This window comes from Promicromonospora noduliphila, from assembly GCF_056951025.1.
Genome location: NZ_CM167806.1, coordinates 5576701 through 5596985, shown reverse-complemented (window position 1 = coordinate 5596985; position 20285 = coordinate 5576701). Strand labels below are relative to the sequence as shown.

17 protein-coding genes and 2 pseudogenes are annotated in these 20285 nt (G+C 73.0%); 12 read left to right on the top strand and 7 right to left on the bottom strand.

Annotated elements, in window-relative coordinates; genetic code table 11:
• Positions 1–87 precede the first annotated feature (87 nt).
• Complete coding sequence (locus AC0QU1_RS24360) at positions 88–411, top strand: thiamine-binding protein (RefSeq protein ID WP_483573101.1); 324 nt, start codon at positions 88–90, stop codon at positions 409–411.
• Between the two features lie 257 nt (positions 412–668).
• The gene (locus tag AC0QU1_RS24355; protein WP_483573099.1) at positions 669–2669 is read left to right on the top strand and encodes a restriction system modified-DNA reader domain-containing protein; all 2001 of its coding nucleotides are present in this window, start codon (positions 669–671) and stop codon (positions 2667–2669) included.
• A 12-nt stretch (positions 2670–2681) separates the two neighbouring features.
• On the opposite strand, the gene AC0QU1_RS24350 is transcribed toward AC0QU1_RS24355, so the two are convergent.
• From AC0QU1_RS24350 to metX, 6 genes are all read right to left on the bottom strand, one after another.
• On the bottom strand, positions 2682–3734 hold the full coding sequence (locus tag AC0QU1_RS24350; RefSeq protein ID WP_483573097.1) for a LacI family DNA-binding transcriptional regulator: 1053 nt from the start codon (positions 3732–3734) through the stop codon (positions 2682–2684).
• Positions 3735–3826: 92 nt separating this feature from the next.
• Entirely contained in the window at positions 3827–5506 is a 1680-nt protein-coding gene (locus AC0QU1_RS24345; RefSeq protein ID WP_483573095.1) for a discoidin domain-containing protein, read from the bottom strand.
• Positions 5507–5648: 142 nt separating this feature from the next.
• On the bottom strand, positions 5649–6608 hold the full coding sequence (locus AC0QU1_RS24340) for a zinc-binding dehydrogenase (RefSeq protein WP_483573093.1): 960 nt from the start codon (positions 6606–6608) through the stop codon (positions 5649–5651).
• Positions 6609–6617: 9 nt separating this feature from the next.
• Complete coding sequence (locus AC0QU1_RS24335; protein ID WP_483573091.1) at positions 6618–7850, bottom strand: YncE family protein; 1233 nt, start codon at positions 7848–7850, stop codon at positions 6618–6620.
• 90 nt (positions 7851–7940) lie between these two features.
• Positions 7941–8366, bottom strand: a complete 426-nt coding sequence (locus AC0QU1_RS24330) for a VOC family protein (RefSeq protein ID WP_483573089.1) — start codon at positions 8364–8366, stop codon at positions 7941–7943.
• Positions 8367–8406: 40 nt separating this feature from the next.
• Positions 8407–9657, bottom strand: a complete 1251-nt coding sequence (gene metX / locus AC0QU1_RS24325) for a homoserine O-acetyltransferase MetX (protein WP_483573087.1) — start codon at positions 9655–9657, stop codon at positions 8407–8409.
• Between the two features lie 376 nt (positions 9658–10033).
• On the opposite strand from metX, the gene AC0QU1_RS24320 reads away from it, so the two are divergent.
• Positions 10034–11434, top strand: coding sequence for a C40 family peptidase (locus AC0QU1_RS24320; RefSeq protein WP_483573086.1), 1401 nt, complete (start codon positions 10034–10036; stop codon positions 11432–11434).
• A gap of 21 nt (positions 11435–11455) precedes the next feature.
• On the opposite strand, the gene AC0QU1_RS24315 is transcribed toward AC0QU1_RS24320, so the two are convergent.
• The gene (locus AC0QU1_RS24315; RefSeq protein WP_483573085.1) at positions 11456–11956 is read right to left on the bottom strand and encodes an inorganic diphosphatase; all 501 of its coding nucleotides are present in this window, start codon (positions 11954–11956) and stop codon (positions 11456–11458) included.
• Positions 11957–12215: 259 nt separating this feature from the next.
• Between AC0QU1_RS24315 and dacB the strand changes: the two genes are divergently transcribed.
• The 9 genes and pseudogenes from dacB to folE all read left to right on the top strand — a co-directional run bounded on the left by dacB (position 12216) and on the right by folE (position 20277).
• A complete protein-coding gene (gene dacB / locus AC0QU1_RS24310; RefSeq protein WP_483573083.1) occupies positions 12216–13667 on the top strand; it encodes a D-alanyl-D-alanine carboxypeptidase/D-alanyl-D-alanine endopeptidase in 1452 nt (483 codons plus the stop codon).
• 33 nt (positions 13668–13700) lie between these two features.
• Positions 13701–14819: a zinc-dependent metalloprotease gene (locus AC0QU1_RS24305; RefSeq protein ID WP_483573081.1), complete on the top strand. Its 1119-nt coding sequence runs from the start codon at positions 13701–13703 to the stop codon at positions 14817–14819.
• 61 nt (positions 14820–14880) lie between these two features.
• Positions 14881–15054 carry a hypothetical protein gene (locus tag AC0QU1_RS24300; RefSeq protein WP_483573079.1) on the top strand — a complete coding sequence of 58 codons (174 nt, stop codon included), beginning with the start codon at positions 14881–14883 and terminating at the stop codon, positions 15052–15054.
• Between the two features lie 2 nt (positions 15055–15056).
• Positions 15057–15371 (top strand): annotated as a pseudogene (locus AC0QU1_RS24295) (PP-loop family protein); the annotation flags it as partial.
• 309 nt (positions 15372–15680) lie between these two features.
• Positions 15681–16245 (top strand): annotated as a pseudogene (locus AC0QU1_RS24290) (tRNA lysidine(34) synthetase); the annotation flags it as partial.
• On the top strand, positions 16239–16811 hold the full coding sequence (locus AC0QU1_RS24285) for a TilS substrate-binding domain-containing protein (protein WP_483576800.1): 573 nt from the start codon (positions 16239–16241) through the stop codon (positions 16809–16811). The pseudogene AC0QU1_RS24290 and the gene AC0QU1_RS24285, both read left to right, overlap by 7 nt.
• Before the next feature lie 2 nt (positions 16812–16813).
• Positions 16814–17368, top strand: a complete 555-nt coding sequence (hpt, locus tag AC0QU1_RS24280; protein WP_483573077.1) for a hypoxanthine phosphoribosyltransferase — start codon at positions 16814–16816, stop codon at positions 17366–17368.
• A 182-nt stretch (positions 17369–17550) separates the two neighbouring features.
• Positions 17551–19593 (top strand): ATP-dependent zinc metalloprotease FtsH, encoded by a 2043-nt coding sequence (gene ftsH / locus AC0QU1_RS24275; RefSeq protein ID WP_483573076.1) that lies wholly within the window; start codon positions 17551–17553, stop codon positions 19591–19593.
• 60 nt (positions 19594–19653) lie between these two features.
• A complete protein-coding gene (gene folE / locus AC0QU1_RS24270; protein ID WP_483573075.1) occupies positions 19654–20277 on the top strand; it encodes a GTP cyclohydrolase I FolE in 624 nt (207 codons plus the stop codon).
• The last annotated feature ends 8 nt before the right edge of the window (positions 20278–20285 follow it).

Genomic DNA, 20285 nt, shown 5'->3' with positions numbered 1-20285 from the left:
GTCTGACACCTGCTCCCGAACACTCGCGCCGGACACGCGCGGCGAACACCGGTGCGGGTCCCCGGCGCAACGGGGGAGTATGGGTACATGGCTGTCTTCGCGTTCTCCGTCGCCCCCATGACCGCGGGCGAGTCCGTCGCCGACCAGGTCGCCGAGGCCGTCCGCATCGTCAGGGAGTCCGGGCTCCCGAACCGGACCACCTCGATGTTCACCGAGATCGAGGGGTCGTGGGACGAGGTGATGCCGGTGATCCAGCGCGCCACCGAGTCGGTCGCCCGCGGCGGGCACCGCGTGTCCCTCGTGATCAAGGCCGACATCCGGCCGGGCGCCCCGGCCGGGCAGATCGACAGCAAGATCGCCCGGGTCGAGGAGCGGCTGGCGGCCGACGAGTCGGAGACGGGGCACTCCTGAGCCTTCCCCGCGAGTAGGTCCGCTTTGTCGGTAGCGGACCTGCTCGTCAGAGGCCTTCATCCACGACCGGGCGCACCCTGCCGGCCCGCGACGAGAGGTCGCCGGGACAGGGACGCAGGGGCGTGGATCGTTGTCATGACATGGACCCTGGGCGTCGGACAAGTATCACTACACCTTCACCGGCGTGTTTCCGCTCGCCTGCCGTCGGGCTTTAGGCTAAGGCGGACCGATGCCGCAGGACCCGGGGAGATCACGAGATGCCATTGTTCGAGGTCGATACCCAGCGGCCGCTTCTCGTGACGTCCGCCGGCGGCGCCAACGGCTCGGAGCCCGGCCTGAAGACCACGGCCAACCAGGTGGTCGACTCCCACATCGACGGTCTCCTCGGCGAAGAGGTCTTCCCGATCGCGCAGGGTTCCGGCCCTGACGAGCCGCACCTCCTCGCGCTGGACGCGTCGGGCTCGCCCGTGGTGGTCGAGCTCGTCGCCGACCTCGACCGGGCGAACCTCGCCAAGGCGCTCGACCACGCGGGCGCGGCCGGCCGGCTGACCCGTGCGGAGCTGGCGGCGCGCTACAGCGGCGGGGCGAACTCGTTCCAGCACGACGTCGCGGCGTTCTACGACAGCGTGCCCATCACCCGCACCCAGGCCGGGAAGAACAGCGGCAACGGCGCGCGGCTCATCATCATCTGCCAGAACGCGCCCGACGAGATCCTCAACGCGGTCGACTTCCTGCGCCAGCCCACCATGCCCGTCGAGGTGCTGAAGATGGGCGTGGTCAACTCGGACGACGGCCGCAAGTTCCTCGACGTCTCGCCGCTCGTGGTGCACCTGCCGCCCGGCCTGCCCGCGCCGAAGTCGGCGCCGATCGGCGGCACCATCACCAGCTCGCTCAAGGGTTCGGTCAGCACGTCGATGGACACGGGCGTGACCGGCGGGGTGGCCGGCGGCGGCTCCGCCGCGCCGAAGGACGCGTTCGAGGAGGGCGTCAAGGTCGGCTACGCCCTGACGGGCAAGATGCCGGTCGTCGCGCAGGCGCCCCAGGCCCGTACCGAGCGGTCCGAGCGCACGCCGCAGGCGTCGCCGTCCGGCAGCAGCCTGCCCTCCGGCCCGACCAACGCCGCGACCGGCCTGCGGTCGAGCCTGCGCGCCGGCGCGCAGCGCGCCACGCCGGAGCGTCCGGCCGGTACCCGCGCCGGACGCCGTGCCCAGGCCGCCGCCGCGTCCGACACCGCGCCCGCGCAGGACGCCCCGCTGAGCCCGAGCAGCGAGAGCGCACCGAGCTCCCCGGTCTCCCGGGTACGTCCCGGCTCGGAGTCGCGCCCGACGCCGAGCACCCCGCCGCGCCTGTCCGCGAGCCGCTCCTCGCTCGGCGGCGCCCAGCCGGCACGCGTCGAGACCCCCGCCGAGCCGACGCCGGCGGTGCGGCGCCGCTCGCGCACCGACCGGTTCGCGGCCTCGGCCCCGGACGAGCCGACCTCGGGCTACCCGGTGTCCGGTCCGACGCCGTCGGCCGAGCCGGCCTACACACCGCCGCCGCCCGCGCCGCAGCCGCCGGTCGAGGAGAACCTCTGGCAGCCCGCGCCGTACGAGGAGGCGCCGGCCTACGCGGCGACGCCGTCGAACGAGCCGATCGACTTCGACGTCACGCAGCCCCGCTACAACCCGGAGCCCACGTACAGCACCGAGTCGTCCTTCGCGCCCACCTCGGACGCGTACGGCTACAACCCCGAGCCTCCCGGGTACGACGGGCAGGGCGGGTACGGCTACGGCGAGCAGCAGGCGTACGAGTCGTACGCGGACGGCGCGGCCCCGGTCGTGACCGAGCAGAGCCCGTGGGAGTCCGGCGGCTACCTGACGGCGCCGGACGACGGCTACGGGCAGACGGCGTTCGACGCCGACCCGTACCCGTCGAGCGCTCCCGAGGCGCCGGCCCGGCCCGTGCCCCCGGGCGAGAGCATCCGGGCGAGCACCCCGATGCTGTTCGAGGAGGAGGACGACCCCGACCTCGAAGCGCTCGCCCGGAGCGTCGGCACGCCCACGCGGATCGTGTGGTCGCGGCCGCGGCGCAACCAGCACTTCGAGGCGATGCTCCTGCCGGACGGCTCGATCGAGCTGGCCAACGGCGCGCGCTACCGGCACCCCGACTCGGCGGCGACGGCGGCCTCCGGCTCGTACACGGCCGACGGCTGGAGTGTGTGGCGCATCGGCGACACCGGCCCCACGCTGGTCGAGGAGTTCTCCCGCCGGTTCTCCTGATCGGCCAGCAAATCAGCCGGAGGCGCGCACCACGAGCTCCGGGACGAAGGTCTCCGACCCGGCGACGGTCTCGCCGTGCGGGTCCTGGGCCTGGCGCAGCGCGTCGAGCAGGAGCCGGGCCATGGCCGCCGCCATGTCCTCGACGGGCTGACGCACCGTCGTGAGCGGCGGGTGCGCCTGCGCGGCGACGCTCGAGTCGTCGAACCCCACCACCGCGACATCCCGCGGCACGTCCCGGCCGGCCGTGCGGAGCGCCGTCGACACGCCGTCGGCCATGAGGTCGTTCGCCGCGAAGACGCCGTCCACGTCCGGCCGCGCGGCCAGCAGCTCCCGGGCCGCCGCCTCGCCGCCCGGGCGGGTGAAGTCGGCGGTGACCACCTCGGGCTCCCGCAGCCCCGCCGCGCGCACCCCGTCCAGGAAGCCCTGCAGCCGGGCGTGCCCGAACGGCGCGTCGGGCGGCCCGGCGACCACCGCGAGCCGCGTGCGCCCGGTCTCGGCGAGGTGCGCGGCGGCGAGCCGGCCACCCTCGGCCTGGTCCAGGTCGACCCAGGCGACGCCGGGCACGGTCGTGCGGGTGGACAGCACCAGCGGCACCGCGAGCTCCGCCAGCCGGCCGGGCAGCGGGTCTGTGGAGCTCGACGTGATGAGCAGGACGCCGTCCACGTGCCCCTGGCGCACGTACCGCACCACCTGGTCGTGGGCGGGCGGGTCGGCGGGGATGATCGCGAGGTGGATGTCGCGCGGCCGGAGCACCTCCTGTGCCCCAGCGGTGACGCGCCCCACGTACGGGTCGGTGAAGAGGCGTTCGAGGAACGGCAGCGGTGAGCGGTGCTCCGGCGGCTCCGACACCACCAGCGCCACCGAGCCGGTGCGCCGCGTCACCAGCGACCGGGCCGCGAGGTTCGGCACGTAGCCGGTCTTCTCGATCGCCCGGCTCACGACCTCGACGATCTCGGGGTCCACGGTCGGCACCCCGTTGATCACCCGCGACACGGTCGCGCGCGAGACCCCGGCGACGGAGGCGACGGCCTCGAGGGTCGGGCGCGCGGAGCGGGCGGGCGGCATACCGCCAGTTATACCCGAGGTGCCCGACGGCGGGTGGTCGCCTTCCCGCGAAGGCGACCACCCGCCGTCGGGCAGCGGGCGGGGCGGGGCCGCTACTGGTAGACGCGCACGTAGTCCACGAGCATGCGGGACGGGAAGGGGGTGCTCGCGTCCGGCGGGCCGGGCCAGTCACCGCCGACCGCGAGGTTGAGGATCAGGTAGAACTCGTGGTCGTAGACCCACGGGCCGCGGGTCGACTCCACGGTGTCGCGGTCCGCGTAGAAGACGTCGCGGCCGTCGAGCGAGAACTGGATGCCCTCGCTGTCCCACTCGGCGGCCCAGGTGTGGAAGCCGGCCGAGATCTTCGAGCCGTCGGGCAGGGTGTACGAGCCGCCGTAGCCACCGCCGCCGTTGTACGCGGGCGCGTGCAGCGTGGAGTGGGCGGTGGTCGGGTTCTGGCCGATGAACTCCATGATGTCGATCTCGCCGTTGTACGGCCACGGCCGGCCGTCGAGGAAGTCGGTGCCCATCATCCAGAACGCCGGCCACAGGCCGCGGCCCTCTGGGACCTTGACGCGCGCCTCGAACCGGCCGTACTGCGCGTGGAACTTGTTCGAGGTGTTCATCCGGTGCGAGGTGTACTGCCGCCCGTCGCGGTCCTCGCGGCGTGCCTCCAGCACGAAGTTGCCCTGGCCGTCGTGGAACCCGTTGCCGCTCGGCGTGTAGACCTCCAGCTCGTTGTTCGCGGGCAGACCCGGGTCGATGGTCCAGCGGGACGCGTTGGCGGGGGTGCCCGCCGCGCCGTCGAACTCGTCGCTCCAGACCAGGTCGAGGTCGTCGAAGTTCGGGTCGGCGGGCTCGGCGGGCGGCGTGGTGGGCGCGCCGCCGCTGCCGTAGACCTGGAACTCCCACAGCGAGTAGCCGTAGGGGCCGCTCCGGTCCCGCAGGTGCACGCGCACGTGCCTGCCGTCGGCGTCGAGCGGGATGGTCTGCTTGAAGCCGGTGCCGCTCGTCGTGGTGTAGACGGTGCGCCAGGTGGTGCCGTTGTCGGACACGTCGATGTCGAACGTGGTCGCGTACGCCGGGTCCCACTGCAGCACCACGCTGCTGACGTGCGCGGCGGCGCCGAGGTCGACGGCGATCCAGCCCTCGTCGACCCAGCCCGTGTCAGGGCTCACGGCCCAGCGGCTGGCCGGGTCGAGGTCGAACGCCTTGTCGGGTGAGCAGAGCCAGCACGCGCTGTCGTGCTGCGAGCTGGAGGCGGTGCCGGTCTTGCCGTACGACAGGAGGGTGTCGCCGGGCGCGGAGCCGCCCGGTCCGAAGACCTGCAGCTCCCACAGGGAGACGCCCCACTGCGTGGCGCGCTGGGTGGCCCACAGGCGCAGGTAGCGGCCGGTGCCGTCGACGTCGAGGTTCTCGTCGCCGCCCCGGCCGGTGGTGGTCGAGTAGAGGGTGGACCAGGCCGAGCCGTCGGCCGACGTCTCGATGCGGTAGCCGGACGCGTACGCCGTCTCCCAGTCGAGGACCACCCGGTCGATGGCCTGGACGGAGCCCAGGTCGACGCGGATCCACTGGTTGTCGGCGGCCGCGCTGGACCAGCGGGTGCCCGGGTCGCCGTCGACGGCGGCGGCGCCGGTGCTCCAGTCGAACTCGGTGCTGGAGGTGGTGACCGGCCGGCCCTGGGAGAGCGGTGCTGCGGCGGCTGCCGCCGTCGTGACCTGGGTGAGCGTGCCCAGGGTGAGGAGGGACGCTGCCGCCGCCGCGGCCGCGAGGGAACGGAGATGTTTGCGCATGGACGTGCTCCTTCGGACGTCGGACGTGCACAGGGGTGAGAGTGAGAGAGCGCTCTCTGGCTCACTGTCGCGGACCCGCGGGGTCACGGTCAAGGGTTTGGGCGGAATTCGCTGACAGCGTTGTAAGCAAACTCTGGCCAGGCTACGGCCGGACGACGACCTTGCCGAACTGGTGGCCCCCGTCCAGCCGGGCCAGCCCCTCCGCGGCGTTCGCGAGCGGCACCTCGGCGTCGATCACCGGGCGGACGCCGGTGCGGGCGCAGAACCGGGCGAGTGCGTCGAGGTCCTCCCGCGAGCCCATGGTGACGCCCTGCACCCGGATCTCCTGGAAGAAGATCCGGGTCAGCTCGGCGGGCGAGGCGTCGCCGGACGTCGCGCCGCAGACCAGGACCGTGCCGCCCGGGCGGACCGAGCGGATCGAGTGCGCCCACGTCGCCTGGCCCACCGACTCCAGCACGGCGTCCACCCGTGCGGGCAGGCGGGCGCCCACCTCGACGGCGCCGGCGGCGCCCGCCGCGACGGCACGCTCCCGCTTCTCGGCCGAGCGCGACGTCACCCAGACCTCCAGCCCGGCCGCGGCGCCGAGCGCGACCGCCGCCGTCGCGACCCCGCCGCCGGCGCCCTGCACCAGCACGCGGTCGCCCGGGGCGAGGCCGCCCTGCGTGAACAGCATGCTGTACGCGGTGAGCCACGCCGTCGGCAGGCACGCTGCCTCCTCGAACGAGAGCTCGGCGGGCTTGGGCACGAGGTTCGCCGTCGGCACCGCCACCCGCTCGGCGAGCGTCCCGGGGTAGCGCTCCGAGAGGAGCGAGCGCCGCTCCTGCGGCCCGACGCCGTGGCCGTCGGCCCCGATGACGCCGTGCACGATCACCTCGGTCCCGTCGGGGGCCACGCCGGCGGCGTCGGTGCCGAGGATCATCGGGAGCTGCTGCTCCCGCAGGCCGACGCCGCGCAGCGACCACAGGTCGTGCTGGTTCAGGCTCGCCGCCCGGACGTCCACGGTGGTCCAGTGCTGCGCGGCCTCCGGTTCCGGCCGGTCACCCACCTCCAGGCCGTCGAGCGGGCTGTCGGGCGAGAAGCGGGTCACGTAGGCGGCGAGCATGCCCTCAACCTACCCGGCGGCCGTGCCGGACCAGCCGGCGGGCACGGTGCCGAGGCGTACCCGCTGCGGGTGGTCGCCCACGGCCACCGAGGTGATCTTCTGCCCGGTCTCGAAGTCGATGGAGGTCACCTGGTCGGCCTCGGCCTCCGACACCACGCACGCCGTGCCGTCGCCGGTCACCGTTGACCAGTACGGCTTGGCGGCCTCGATCAGCGGCCCCTCCGCGAGCGTGGTCCGGTCCACGACCACGGCGTAGTCGTCCATGGTTCCCGCCACGCACAGGTGCTCGCCCGAGGGCTCCATGGTGAGGCCGTGGTGCCGCGAGTCGTTGACCATGTCGGAGCGGCGGCCGTCGAACACGCTCGGCAGCGTCTTGACCCGCGTGATCCGGTCGCTCGCGACGTCGTACTCCAGGAACCCGCCGAAGAAGGACACCTGGAAGTACAGCTTCGACTCGTCGGGGCTGAAGGCGGCGGGGCGGACGGCGTCGGACAGGTGGCCCAGACCGGCGTCGTCGAGCCGGTCGCGCATGTCGATCTCGCGGACCACCTCGAACGTCTCGGCGTCGGCGACGGTGATGACGCGGTCGCCCTTGAGGAAGTCGAGCGCCGGGTCGTCGAGGTCGTTGTTGACCTCGCCGATCGACATGTTCCAAATGAGGCCGTCGGCCGTGTAGATGTTCTCGTGCGGCTTGTCGCCCGTGGGGAAGGAGCCGGCCTCGACGCCGGTCTCGATGTCCAGCACGTGCACCCGGTTCCTGGTCGACGCCGAGACGGCGACCTGCGTCCCGTCGGGCGACACGGCCATGTGGTCGGCGCGGAAGCCGGACACCGGGAACCGCCACTCGACCTCGCCCGTGGCGAGGCTGATCGAGACGACGTCGGCGAAGCTCGGCCGCGAGACCACGAGCGACGAGCCGTCCGGGGTGGTGTACATGTCGTCGGCGAACTGGTCGTTGCCCTCGCCGACGGTCTCCCGGATCACCAGGAACGCCGCCAGCCGGATCGGGTCGCGGTAGATCTCGCGCATCCGCTCGGCGCGGTCGGGGATCACGTTCACGTGCCCGACCGGCGTGAGGTCGGCGCCCGACGACACCACGGACGCCGTGCCGTCCCAGTTGTTGGCGACGAACAGGACCTCACGGGGTGGCGGGTCGGCCTGGGCCGGGGCCGATACGACGGCGGCCCCTGACGTCACGAGGCCGAGGGAGATCAGGATGGAGAGTGCACGGCGCTGGGTCACTGGACGCTCCTCTTCGTCGGGCTGGTCCGCGTCGACCAGCCCGACGAAGATTACTGGAGCCAGGTTCAGTAAGGAAAGATCACCCGCTGATCACTCGGTCCCGATGTCGAACATCCACGAGATGCCGAACTTGTCGGTCAGCGCGCCGTAGTGGTCGCCCCACGGGGCGAGCTCGAGCGGCTGGCCGATGGTGCCGCCGTCGGACAGCTTCTCGTAGGCGCCCCTGATGTAGTCGTGGTCGTCCGGGCCGCCGGTCAGGGCGACCGTCACGCCGGCCGACGGCGCCACGTACTCCATGAACGACGGCGTGTCCGCCGCCATGATCGTCAGGCCGCCCGGGGTGTCGAGCTGGCCGTGCATGACGAGGTCCTTGTCCTCGTCGGGGGTGGGCATACCCTCCATCGGGTTCCCACCGAACGTGCTGACGTCGAGCTGACCGCCGAGCACCGACTGGTAGAAGTCCAGGGCATCCTTCGCCTCGGACCGGAAGCTGAGGTACGGGTTGAGCTTTGCCATACGGCCACGCTAGCCCCGGGCCGTGGCCCCCGCTCGATGGTTACCCGAGGAACTCACCGACCATGGGGCCGATCTGGTCCGCCTCGACCAGGAAGCCGTCGTGCCCCACGTCGCTCGTCACGATGCGCAGCGGCTCCGCCCGCGGGATCCACTGCGCGAGCCGCGCGGACTGCTCGGGCGGGAACAGCCGGTCGCTGTCCACCGCCACCACGAGCGTGCGGGCCGTGATCTGGCTCAGGGCCGCCTCGACGCCGCCGCGGTCGCGGCCGAGGTCGTGCGACAGCATCGACTCGGTGAGCACGAGGTAGGAGTTCGCGTCGAACCGGCGCGCCAGCTTGTCGCCGTGGTGGTCCAGGTACGACTGCACGGCGAACCGGCCGCCGGCGAACGGGTCCTCGCCGCCCTGCGGCAGGCGCCCGAAGCGCTGGTCCAGCTCATAGCCCGTGCGGTAGGTGGTGTGCGCGATCTGCCGCGCGATGCCGAGGCCGGTGTGCGGCCCGTCGTCGTCGGCCGCCTCGTAGTAGTCGCCGCCGCGGAACCGCGGGTCCACGCGGATCGCGGCGAGCTGCGGGTGCGCCCACGCGATCTGGTCCCCGCCGGTCTGGGCGGTCGTCGCGATGGCCGCGAGGTTCCGCACGTCGATGCCGGCCTCCGGCCCGAGCAGCGCCCACTCCAGCACGCGCAGCCCGCCCATGGACGCGCCGATCACGAGCCCCCACGACCGGATCCCGAGCTCGCGGGACAGCGCGATCTCCACGGCCACCTGGTCCCGGGTGGTGATGTAGGGGAACCGGCCGCCCCACGGGCGCCCGTCCCACGCCGCCGACGACGGCCCCGTGGTGCCCTGACAGCCGCCGAGCACGTTGGGCGCCACCACGAAGTACCGGTCGGTGTCGATGGGCCGGCCCGGGCCCACCATCTGCGTCCACCACCCGGCGGTCACGTGGCCGGGGCCGGCCTCGCCCGTGACGTGCGAGTCGCCGGTCAGGGCGTGCAGCACCAGCACGGCGTTGGACCGGTCGGCGTTCAGGGTGCCCCACGTCTCGTAGGCCACGCGGACGGCGGGCAGCCGCCCGCCGGCTTCCAGGTCGACGTCGCCGACGTCGGCGAACTGCCGTTGCCCCGGGTCGTCGCCCTCACGCCAGGCGCCGCTCGCGGGCACCGGGGGCTTGCTCCGGGAGCGCGACGGCGCGGTGACACCGCCGTCGGCCGGGAAGGGGACGCGCGCCTCGCGGACCGGGGAGGGCGTGGTGCGGGCGCTCTGGGCGGCCGAAGGGGTGTGGATGGCCATGTCGCTCCTGCGGCTCGGGGTGGTGGGCTCGGTACCGGGCTTGCCTTGTGGGCGTGTGCGCAGTGGTCCGCAGGACGCGGCTGGATCCGTCGATGGGTTCTTGCCGGTCGTGGGCAGGCGAACGTGCGCTGGGATCAGCGACACATTCGACGACTCATGCCTGGGACCGTAACCCGCGTGGCGGGTCGGGGGAACCTGCGTCTTGCAGTGCGAGACCACGATGCGAGACACCTGGGTCTGGGCTGGGGCCTCGGGTGGAGCGCTTCCGGATGCGCGAGTCGGAGGCCCGGGGCACATTTGGACGGGTAACAACGGAGTGATTCACAGGATCTGCGCAAGGCGACACGCCGAAGGTGCGCGGATCGAAAGGGGGATCATGCGGCGGATCCGAGGTCTGGACGAGTCGGCCGGCCGGTGGGCCGGTCTCACGGGCGGGGTTGCCGGGCACCCGGTCGCCGGCTCCGGGTGGCACGCGCACGGCACCGTGCTGGCCCTCCGTGCCCTTGGCGCGGCGGTCCTCGCGTTCGCCCTGGTCTTCCCGTGGGGCCCGAGCGCAGAGGCGGACCCGCCGACGGCCGAGGACGCCCAGGCCGCGCGGGACGCGGTGGCGGCAGGGACCCTCGACGTCCGGCAGGCGGAGGCCGCCCTCGTGGCACTCCGCGCGGGGCTCGAAGCGGCCCAGGTGCGGGTTCAGGTCGCGGCGGCCGACTACGCCGAGGCCCAGCAGGCCGTCGCGCAGGCCGAGCGGGCGGTGTCGGCGGCCCGCTCCGCCGCCGCGGAGGCGCGCAGGGGTGAGCAGACGGCGCGGGCGGGCCTCGCCGAGGTGTACCGGGCATCGTCGCGCGATGCGGACCTGGGGCCGCTGGGCGTCGCCCTCGGGGCGGACTCGGTGCCCGACCTGGTGGGGCGCAGTGCCGCGGAGCGTGCGGTGCAGCGCAAGCTCGGCGGGGCCCTCGCCGCGTACCAGGAGGCGCGCGCCTCCTGGGAGTCTGCGAACGCCCGGTGGGCGGCCGCGAAGAAGGAGCTCTCCGCGGTGGCCGAGCGGGCGGAGGCCGCGTTCGGCGCCGCGCAGGCGGCTGCGGCCGGCCTCGCGGCGCGCACCCGGGCGGTCGAGGCGCAGCGGCAGGCCCTGGTCGCGCGGCTCGCGCAGCTCCGGGAGACCAGCGTGCGGATCGAGCGGGCGCGCGAGGCCGCGCGGGTCGCCGCCGCCGCTGCCGCGCGCGAGGCGGCTGCGAGGGCGGAGCTCGAGGCGCGTGCGCGTGCCGAGGCGGCAGAGGCCGACTCCGAGGCCGACGCCGGTGGCTCCGGGGCCGGCGACATCCCGCCGCTCGGTGGTTGGGCGCCCGAACCCGCGCCGGTGGTCCCGCCGGCGCCCGTCGTCCCGCCGTCCTCCGGCGAGGTCGGGTCGGAGGCGTTGGGGATCGGTGCGGTGGCCTGGGCGCGGACGAGGCTCGGGGCGCCCTACCAGCTCGGTGCGGCCGGCCCGTTGTTCTACGACTGCTCCGGCCTGACGATGATGGCGTGGGCGAGCCAGGGCGTGCACATCACGCGGTCCTCGCGGTCGCAGTACCTCGTCGTCGGCAAGGTGGACTACGGGTCGCTGCGGGCCGGCGACCTGATCTTCTACGGCTCGGACCCGAGCGACCCGTCGTCGATCTACCACGTCGCCATGTACACGGGCGACGGCATGATGATCGAGGCCACGCTGCCCGGGCAGCCGGTGGCGGAGCACCCGCTGCGGTTCACCGACGCGATGCCCTACGCCGGCCGGCCCTGATCGGTCGGTGGCCGTAGGGGGTCAGTGCTTGTCGTAGTAGCCCGTGTCCTTGGCACGCTGGAACGAGCGGACGATCTCGGCCTCGGCGTCGGCCCGGCCCACCCAGTGTGCGCCCTCGACGGACTTGCCCGGCTCGAGGTCCTTGTAGACCTCGAAGAAGTGCTGGATCTCCAGGCGGTGGAAGTCTGAGACGTCGTCGATGTCCTGGCGCCACGCCGCGCGCTGGTCGCCCGTCGGCACGCACAGCACCTTGTCGTCGCCGCCGGCCTCGTCACGCATGCGGAACATGCCGAGCGCCCGGCACTTGATCAGGCAGCCCGGGAAGGTGGGCTCCTCCAGCAGGACCAGCGCGTCCAGCGGGTCGCCGTCCTCGCCGAGGGTGCCCTCGATGAAGCCGTAGTCGTCGGGGTAGCGCGTCGAGGTGAAGAGCATGCGGTCGAGGCGGATGCGTCCGGTCTCATGATCCACCTCGTACTTGTTCCGCTGACCCTTGGGGATCTCGATCGTGACGTCGAACTCCACGCCGATGTGCTCCAGTTCTCGAATGATGGTCGCCGAAGTGTCTTACCGCGGCGGCGGCCGTGCGCCCGTCCAGTGTGCCATGGCTCCTGTGTCCGGGCCGGTGCCTGTGGTCAGGACCACTGTCCGCGTTCGGCATAATTCGCAGCGTGCGCGGTGCGCGCGGAGCCGGGGTGACGCGAGCGGGTGAAATTCAGCGTGAATCGCTGCCGTCGTGCGCGTCGAGTGGTTTGCCGCCACTAGAGTTGGCTATGGCTTTCACGTGACGATCGAGAGGATGCCCATGGAGTGGGGGTTGCGCTCCGGCGCCGCCGTCGCCGCGATCGTCGCACTGTTCGGTGGGTACCTCGTGGCGGACGCCTACGACGTCGTGCCGGGCACGCTCACCACCGCCGCGCCGTGGCCGCAGCCCAACCCCTTCCCGTCCGCCCCCGGCGCCGTCGAGGGGCCCGCGCCCGCCGCGTTCCTGTCGGGCCTGCCCGGCGAGGCGCCCGTGCCGGACAGCGTGGAGATCCAGCGCCTGGTGACGGACCTGGCCAAGGACAAGCGGCTCGGGTCCCGCGTGGGCGTCATGGTGGCGGACGGCGCCTCGGGCGAGGTGCTCGGCTCGTCGAGCCCGGACAAGCTCATGACCCCCGCGTCGACGCAGAAGCTGTTCACGGGGGTCGCCGCGCTCTCGTCGTCCATCGCGGACACCACCCTGCAGACCAAGGCCGTCCTCCTGGACGACAACACGGTGGTCCTGGTGGGCGGCGGCGACATGATGCTGTCAGCGGGCAAGGGCGACCCAAACGCGGTTAACGGCAGGGCAGGGCTGGGCGACCTCGCGCGGCAGGTCGCCGCCAAGGTGAAGGTCACCGGCACCACCGAGGTGCGGGTCGCGCTCGACGACACGCTCTTCACCGGCGACGACATCGCGCCGACCGTCGCGAGCCCGGACATCGCCGCTGGCTACGTCGCGCCCGTGTCGTCCGTCGGGATCAACGTCGGCCTGCTGTCCGACGGCTACAGCGACAACGGGCCCCGCGCGTCCGACCCCGGCAAGTACGCGGCGGAGGCCTTCTCCGCTGCCCTTGAGGCCCAGGGCCTCAAGACCGCCGGCGCCGTGATCGACGGGAGCGCCCCCGACGACGCGCGGGTGCTCGGCGAGGTCAGCTCGGCCCCGCTCTCCGACATCGTCGGGTTCGCGATGCAGTACTCCGACAACACGATCACCGAGGTGCTCGGGCGCCTGGTCGCGGTGGACGCCGGCCTGCCCGGCTCCAACGACGGCGCGACGCAGGCCGTGATCGCGAGCGCGAAGCGGCTCGGTATCGACATGACCGGCGCGCGCCTGCGGGACTGCTCGGGCCTCGGGGACGGCTCGTACCTGAGCGCGCAGCAGCTCGTGGACCTGCTGGAGATCATGGTCGACCCCGAGCATCCGGAGCTGCGCAGCGAGGCCGTCGGCATGCCGATCGCGGGCCTGTCGGGCACGCTCGCCAGCAGCCACGGGCGGTTCACGGGTACCAACGCGGCCAGGGGGCTCGCGCGCGCCAAGACCGGCAGCCTGCCCAAGGTGCGCGCGCTCGCCGGGACGGTGGTCACGGCCGACGACCGGCTGCTCGTCTTCTCGGTCCTGGCCGACGCGATCCCGGCGAACCAGTCGGCCGGCGCGACGTCGATCTACGACGGCTTCGTCGGCGACCTCGCGGCGTACTCGACGCAGGGCTGACGCACCGTCACCCCCGACCGTTACCGTGGTCCGGTGACCCAGGCCTCCACAGCCCCCCAGGTCGTCGACTGGTCGGCGGCAGCACAGATCGCCGCGCGCCTTGCCCCGCCCGGGCCGCAGGCGCCGCGCGACGAGCTCGACGCCCTGGTGAGCGGTCTGCGGACGGCGGCGGGCGACGCCGTCGGCCACGTGCTGGAGACGACGCGGATGGTGCCGGCCCCGCGGGCCGGGGACGGCGGGCCGGGGGAGAATCCGTGGCTCAGGGGCGGCACGACGCTGAGCCCCGTGGCCGTGGTGGACCGCGCGACCTGGGCCCGCGCGAACACGCGGTCGATGGCCGCCATGACGGACGGGATCGGCGCGGTCGTGGCCGAGGTGTCGAAGGCGGCCACGTCGCCCGGCGCCCAGATGGCGGGCGCCGCCGAGATCGGGGCCGTCCTCGCGCTGCTCAGCGGGCGGGTGCTGGGGCAGTTCGACCCGTACTCCGGGTCTGGCCGGCTGCTCCTGGTGGCGCCCAACGTGCTGCAGGCCGAGCGCGCCCTGCACGTGCCGGTGCGGGACTTCCGGCTGTGGGTCTGCCTGCACGAGCAGACGCACGCCCTGCAGTTCGCCGCGGCGCCGTGGCTGGCCGGGCACCTCAGGGGCCGCACGCGCGGCCTGGTCGCGGGCATGGCCCGGACGTCGGCGGAGCTGGCGAAGGCCCGGTTCGACCGGAAGATCGTCATGATCGGGCGGAGCGTGCTCGACACCCTGCGCGGCAGCGGCGGCACCGTCCTCGACGGTCTGCTCACGCACGAGCAGAAGGCCGAGCTCGCCGACATCACGGCGGTCATGGCCCTCCTGGAGGGGCACGCGGACGTGATGATGGACGCCGTCGGGCCGCGGGTGGTGCCGTCCGTGCGGCGCATCAGGGCGCGGTTCGAGCGGCGGCGCGACGGCGAGGGGCGTAACGCCTTCGACATCGTGGTGCAGAAGCTGCTCGGCATGGAGGCCAAGCTCGCGCAGTACCGCGACGGCGCGGCGTTCGTGCGGACCGTGGAGCGAGCCGTGGGCCGCGAGGGGCTCAACGCCGTGTGGGCGGCGCCGGAGAACCTGCCGACCGCCCGGGAGATCGCCGACGCGCGGGCTTGGGTGCGCCGGGTGCACGGATGAGGCGGGTGCACGAATGGGGACTGAGGCGGGTGTTCGGATGGGGACCGGAGTGGGTGCTCGGATGAGGACGGCGAGTGGGGTGCGGGTCACGTTGTCCGGCGTCAGCGGGGCGCGGGGCGCGCTGGCCGATGCCAGCAGGGTGCGGGTCACGCTGTCCGACGCCAGCGGGGCGCGGGGCGCGCTGCCCGACGCTGGCCGGGCGCGGGCCAGGCTGCCCGGCGCCGGGGGCGCTTGACCGTGGCCCGCGTCGATCCTGCCCTCGCGGCGGCGCGGAACGCCGTCCGGGCCGTGCTGGCCGGGCTCGGGGCGGACGACCTGGTGCTGGTGGCTTGCTCGGGCGGGGCGGACAGCCTCGCCCTTGCCGCGTCCGTGGCGTTCGAGGCCCGCCGGGTCGGACGCTCGGTCCGCTCGCGCGGGTACGCCGTGCGCGCTGGTGCCGTGGTGGTGGACCACGGGCTCCAGGCCGGATCCGCCGACGTCGCAGAGCGGGCGGCCGAGCAGTGCCGCGGCCTGGGGCTGGACCCGGTGGTGGTCCGGCGGGCGGACTGGTCTTCCGGCGGCCGGGCCGGGGGCGGCTTTTCTGTTGGCCCGGCCGGTGGTGGCTCGTCTGTCGGTTCGGCGGGTGGCGGCTCTTCCGCCGGCATGGCGGGTGGTGGTTCTTCGGCCGGCTCACCGGGTGGCGGCTCATCTGCGGGCCCGGCGAGTGTCGGCTCTTCCGCTGGCCCTGCCGGTGGTGGCTCTTCTGCGGGCACAGCGGGTGGCTCTTCCGTTGGCCCGGTCGGTGGCGGTGGAGGGTCTCGGGCCGCCGAGCGCGGGCTTGGTCGCTCTCAGGGCGGTGAGAACGCCACTGTTCCCGCGTTCGGGGGGCCCGAAGCTGCCGCCCGGGAGGTTCGGTATGCCGCGCTGGAAGCGGTCGCCCGGGAGACCGGGGCCGCGCTGGTGCTGCTCGGGCACACCCTGGACGACCAGGCGGAACAGGTGCTGCTCGGGCTCGCCCGGGGCGCCGGCGCCCGGTCCCTCGCCGGGATGCCGCGCGAGCGGGGGATCTTCCGCCGGCCGTTCTTGGGGCTGCGGCGCGCGCAGACCGAGGCGGTGTGCGCGGCATCGGGCCTCCAGTTCTGGACTGACCCCACCAACCTCCTCCCGGACGACACTGCCCCTTCGCGAAATCGGTCACCTGGGAATGCCGTTTCGCGAGATCGGTCGGTTGTCTCGAGATCGGTCGATCGATGGACCGATCTCGAGGCAACGGACCGATCTCGGGGTCAGGGCGAGGCAATGGGCCGATCTCGTGTGGGCTTTGTGCCGCTGCGGTCGCGGGTGCGGGGGCGTGTGCTGCCCGTGCTGGAGGAGACGCTGGGGCCCGGGGTCGTCGAGGCGCTGGGGCGTAGTGCGGACCAGCTTCGGGACGACGCCGACCTGCTCGACGGTCTCGCCCATGACCTGTTCGCGCGGGCTCGGGCGGCGGCGGAGGATCAGGCGGCGCGGGATGCCGCAGCGCAGCGCCAAGCAAGCCAGGACCAGCAGGACCAAGCAAGCCAGGACCAGGCAGCCCCGGCCCGAGCGACGCATGACCAAGCGGCGCAGGACCGAGCGACGCCGGACCGAGCGGCGCAGGACCAAGCGACGCCGGACCCCGGAGCACACGCCCAAGCAGCCCGGGGCCAGGCCCCCGCAGGCGCCCCGGAACCCCCGGCGCCCGACGATCTCGCCCTCGACATCGAGGTCCTCGAACACGCCCACCCTGCGCTCCGGCGTCGTGCGCTGCGCCTGGCCGCGCTTGCCGTCGGCTGTGCGGCGACGGACACCACAGCACGGCACGTCGACGCGCTCGACGCCCTGGTCGTGTCATGGAGCGGTCAAGGCCCCGCCCACCTGCCGGGCGGCGCACAGGCCCGTCGCGCGTGTGGCAGGCTTTTCCTGCGCGCCGCGCCGACCGGTACCTCGGACGGCTGGACCGGCGCACTGCCGCCCAGCACAACTCAGGAGTGACCGTGGACCAGTCCGACGTCGGACCCGACATCGCAGAGATCCTGCTCTCCGAGGAGCAGCTCGCCAAGAAGGTCGACGAGCTGGCGGCCCAGATCGACGCGGACTACGCGGGCAAGGACCTGCTCCTGGTCGGCGTGCTCAAGGGCGCCGTCATGGTCATGGCCGACCTGGCCCGCCGGCTGCACCACCCGATCCAGATGGACTGGATGGCGGTGTCGTCGTACGGCTCCGGCACCAAGTCGTCCGGCGTGGTGCGCATCCTCAAGGACCTGGACGCCGACCTGACGGGGCGCAACGTCGTCATCGTCGAGGACATCATCGACTCGGGTCTCACGCTGTCGTGGCTGGTGTCGAACCTGCGCTCGCGGGGCCCCGAGTCCGTCGAGATCGCCGCGATGCTGCGCAAGCCGGACGCCGCGCAGGCCGACGTCGACGTGAAGTACCTCGGTTACGACATCCCGAACGAGTTCGTCGTGGGCTACGGGCTCGACTACGCCGAGAACTATCGGAACCTGCCGTTCGTTGCCACCCTGGCACCGCACGTCTACGGCGGCTGACCCGGTCAGCGGCCCGACGCCGCGGGTACCCGTCCCGGACGGTTCGTCGCGTCCGGGCGTGGTGTGGCCCAGGCATCACATGCTCTGGGCGAACACCCGGGGCTCCTCCCAGGGAGACCATGTAGTTTCGACGGAAACATACTGCGCGAGCGGAGGGAAACGGGGCCTGGTCCCCGTCGCCGATGAACATCAAGAAGCTTCTGAGTGGGCCCGTCATCTGGATCCTGGTCGCCCTGGTCGTGGTGACGCTGGCCATCTCGGCCCTGAACCAGCCCAATGTCTCGCGAATCGAGACATCACAGGGCATCGAGCTGCTGCGCGGCAGCACGGTCGAACACGCTCTCATGGTCGACGGCGAGCAGCGGGTCGAGCTGGAGCTCTCCAGGCCGTACCGGTCGACCGAGGGTGAGGGCGACGCGGCCGAGGAGGTCGACCACGGCACGACGGTCGAGTTCTTCTACACCCTGCCCCAGGGTGAGCGGGTCGAGAACGCCATCGTGCGGTCCGCCCCGGCGGACGGGTTCGACTCGGAGGTGCCGCAGCCCAGCTTCTGGTCCTCCATGCTGTCGGTGCTGATCCCGTTCCTCCTGATCGGCGTCGTGTTCTGGTTCCTGCTGTCGCGGGCGCAGGGCGGCGGCAACCGGGTCATGGGCTTCGGCAAGTCCCGGGCCAAGCTGGTCAGCAAGGACACGCCGCAGGTGACCTTCGCCGACGTCGCTGGCGCGGACGAGGCCGTGGAGGAGCTCCAGGAGATCAAGGAGTTCCTCGCCGAGCCGGCCAAGTTCCAGGCCGTCGGCGCCAAGATCCCCAAGGGCGTGCTGCTGTACGGCCCGCCCGGTACCGGCAAGACCCTCATCGCGCGCGCCGTCGCCGGCGAGGCGGGCGTGCCGTTCTACTCGATCTCCGGCTCCGACTTCGTCGAGATGTTCGTCGGCGTGGGCGCCAGCCGCGTGCGCGACCTGTTCGAGCAGGCCAAGCAGAACGCGCCCGCGATCATCTTCGTGGACGAGATCGACGCCGTCGGCCGCCACCGCGGTGCCGGCATGGGCGGCGGGCACGACGAGCGCGAGCAGACGCTGAACCAGATGCTCGTCGAGATGGACGGGTTCGACGTCAAGACGAACGTCATCCTCATCGCCGCGACGAACCGCCCCGACATTCTCGACCCGGCGCTGCTGCGTCCGGGCCGGTTCGACCGCCAGGTCGCCGTCGAGGCGCCGGACCTGAAGGGCCGCGAGGCGATCCTGAAGGTGCACGCGCAGGGCAAGCCCATGGTCGACTCCGTCGACCTGGCGGCCGTCGCGCGCCGTACGCCCGGCTTCACCGGTGCGGACCTGGCGAACGTGCTCAACGAGGCCGCCCTGCTCACAGCGCGCAGCGGCGCCCAGCTCATCGACGACCGTGCGCTGGACGAGGCCATCGACCGCGTGGTGGCCGGCCCGCAGAAGCGCACCCGCGTGATGCAGTCCAAGGAGCAGAAGATCACCGCGTACCACGAGGGCGGGCACGCCCTGGTGGCCGCGGCGATGCGGTACACGGACCCCGTCACCAAGGTGACGATCCTGCCGCGCGGCCGGGCGCTGGGCTACACGATGGTCATGCCGCTCGAGGACAAGTACTCGACGACGCGCAACGAGCTGCTGGACCAGCTCGCGTACGCGATGGGCGGCCGTGTGGCCGAGGAGATCGTGTTCCACGACCCCACCACCGGCGCCTCGAACGACATCGAGAAGGCCTCCGCCATCGCGCGCAAGATGGTCACCGAGTACGGCATGAGCGAGCGCGTCGGCGCCATCAAGCTCGGTACGAGCAACGGCGAGCCGTTCCTCGGCCGCGACTACGGCCACGAGCGGGACTACTCCGAGTCGGTCGCAGGCACGATCGACGAGGAGGTGCGCAAGCTCGTCGAGGCGGCGCACGACGAGGCGTGGGAGGTGCTGACCCAGTACCGCGACGTGCTCGACGACCTGGTGCTGCGCCTGCTGGACAAGGAGACGCTGAACCAGAAGGAGCTCGAGGAGGTCTTCGGACCCGTCGAGAAGCGCCCCGCGCGCGACGTCTGGCTGTCCAGCGAGCAGCGCACCGTGCACACGCGCGGGCCGGTCATGACGGCCAAGGAGCTGGCGGCGCAGCAGAACGGGCACACCACCGTCGTGCCGCAGGACGAGGCGGTGCTGGACACGGCCACGCCGTCGGACAACGGGCCGGCGGACCCGCCGAACTGAGTGACACGGCCCGGGTCGGCAGTGCCGAGCCCGGGCAGCAACGAGGACCGGAGCACCACGATGACCGACAGGTCCACCATCCCCGTTTCGACGCCCGCGCGGCGCGCGGCGGACGTTCCGCCGTACGACGCCGCACGGGCAGAGGCCGCGGTGCGCGAGTTCCTCCTCGCCGTCGGCGAGGATCCCGAACGGGAGGGCCTGCGCGAGACGCCCGCGCGCGTGGCCCGCGCGTACCGGGAGATCTTCGCGGGGCTGCGGCAGGAGCCGGAGGACGTGCTGACCACCACCTTCGACCTCGGGCACGAGGAGATGGTGCTGGTCAAGGACATCGAGGTGTACTCGACCTGCGAGCACCACCTGGTGCCGTTCCACGGCGTCGCGCACGTGGGGTACATCCCGAACGTGGACGGCCGGATCACGGGGCTGAGCAAGCTGGCGCGCCTGGTCGAGGTCTACGCCCGGCGCCCGCAGGTCCAGGAGCGGATGACCACCCAGATCGCTGACTCCCTGGTGGAGCTGCTCGAGCCGCGCGGCGTGCTCGTGGTGGTCGAGTGCGAGCACCTGTGCATGTCCATGCGCGGCGTGCGCAAGCCCGGCTCGCGCACCGTCACCTCCGCGGTGCGCGGTGTGATGCGGGACGCCGCCACGCGAGCCGAGGCGATGAGCCTCATCATCGGGAAGTGACCGTGGCT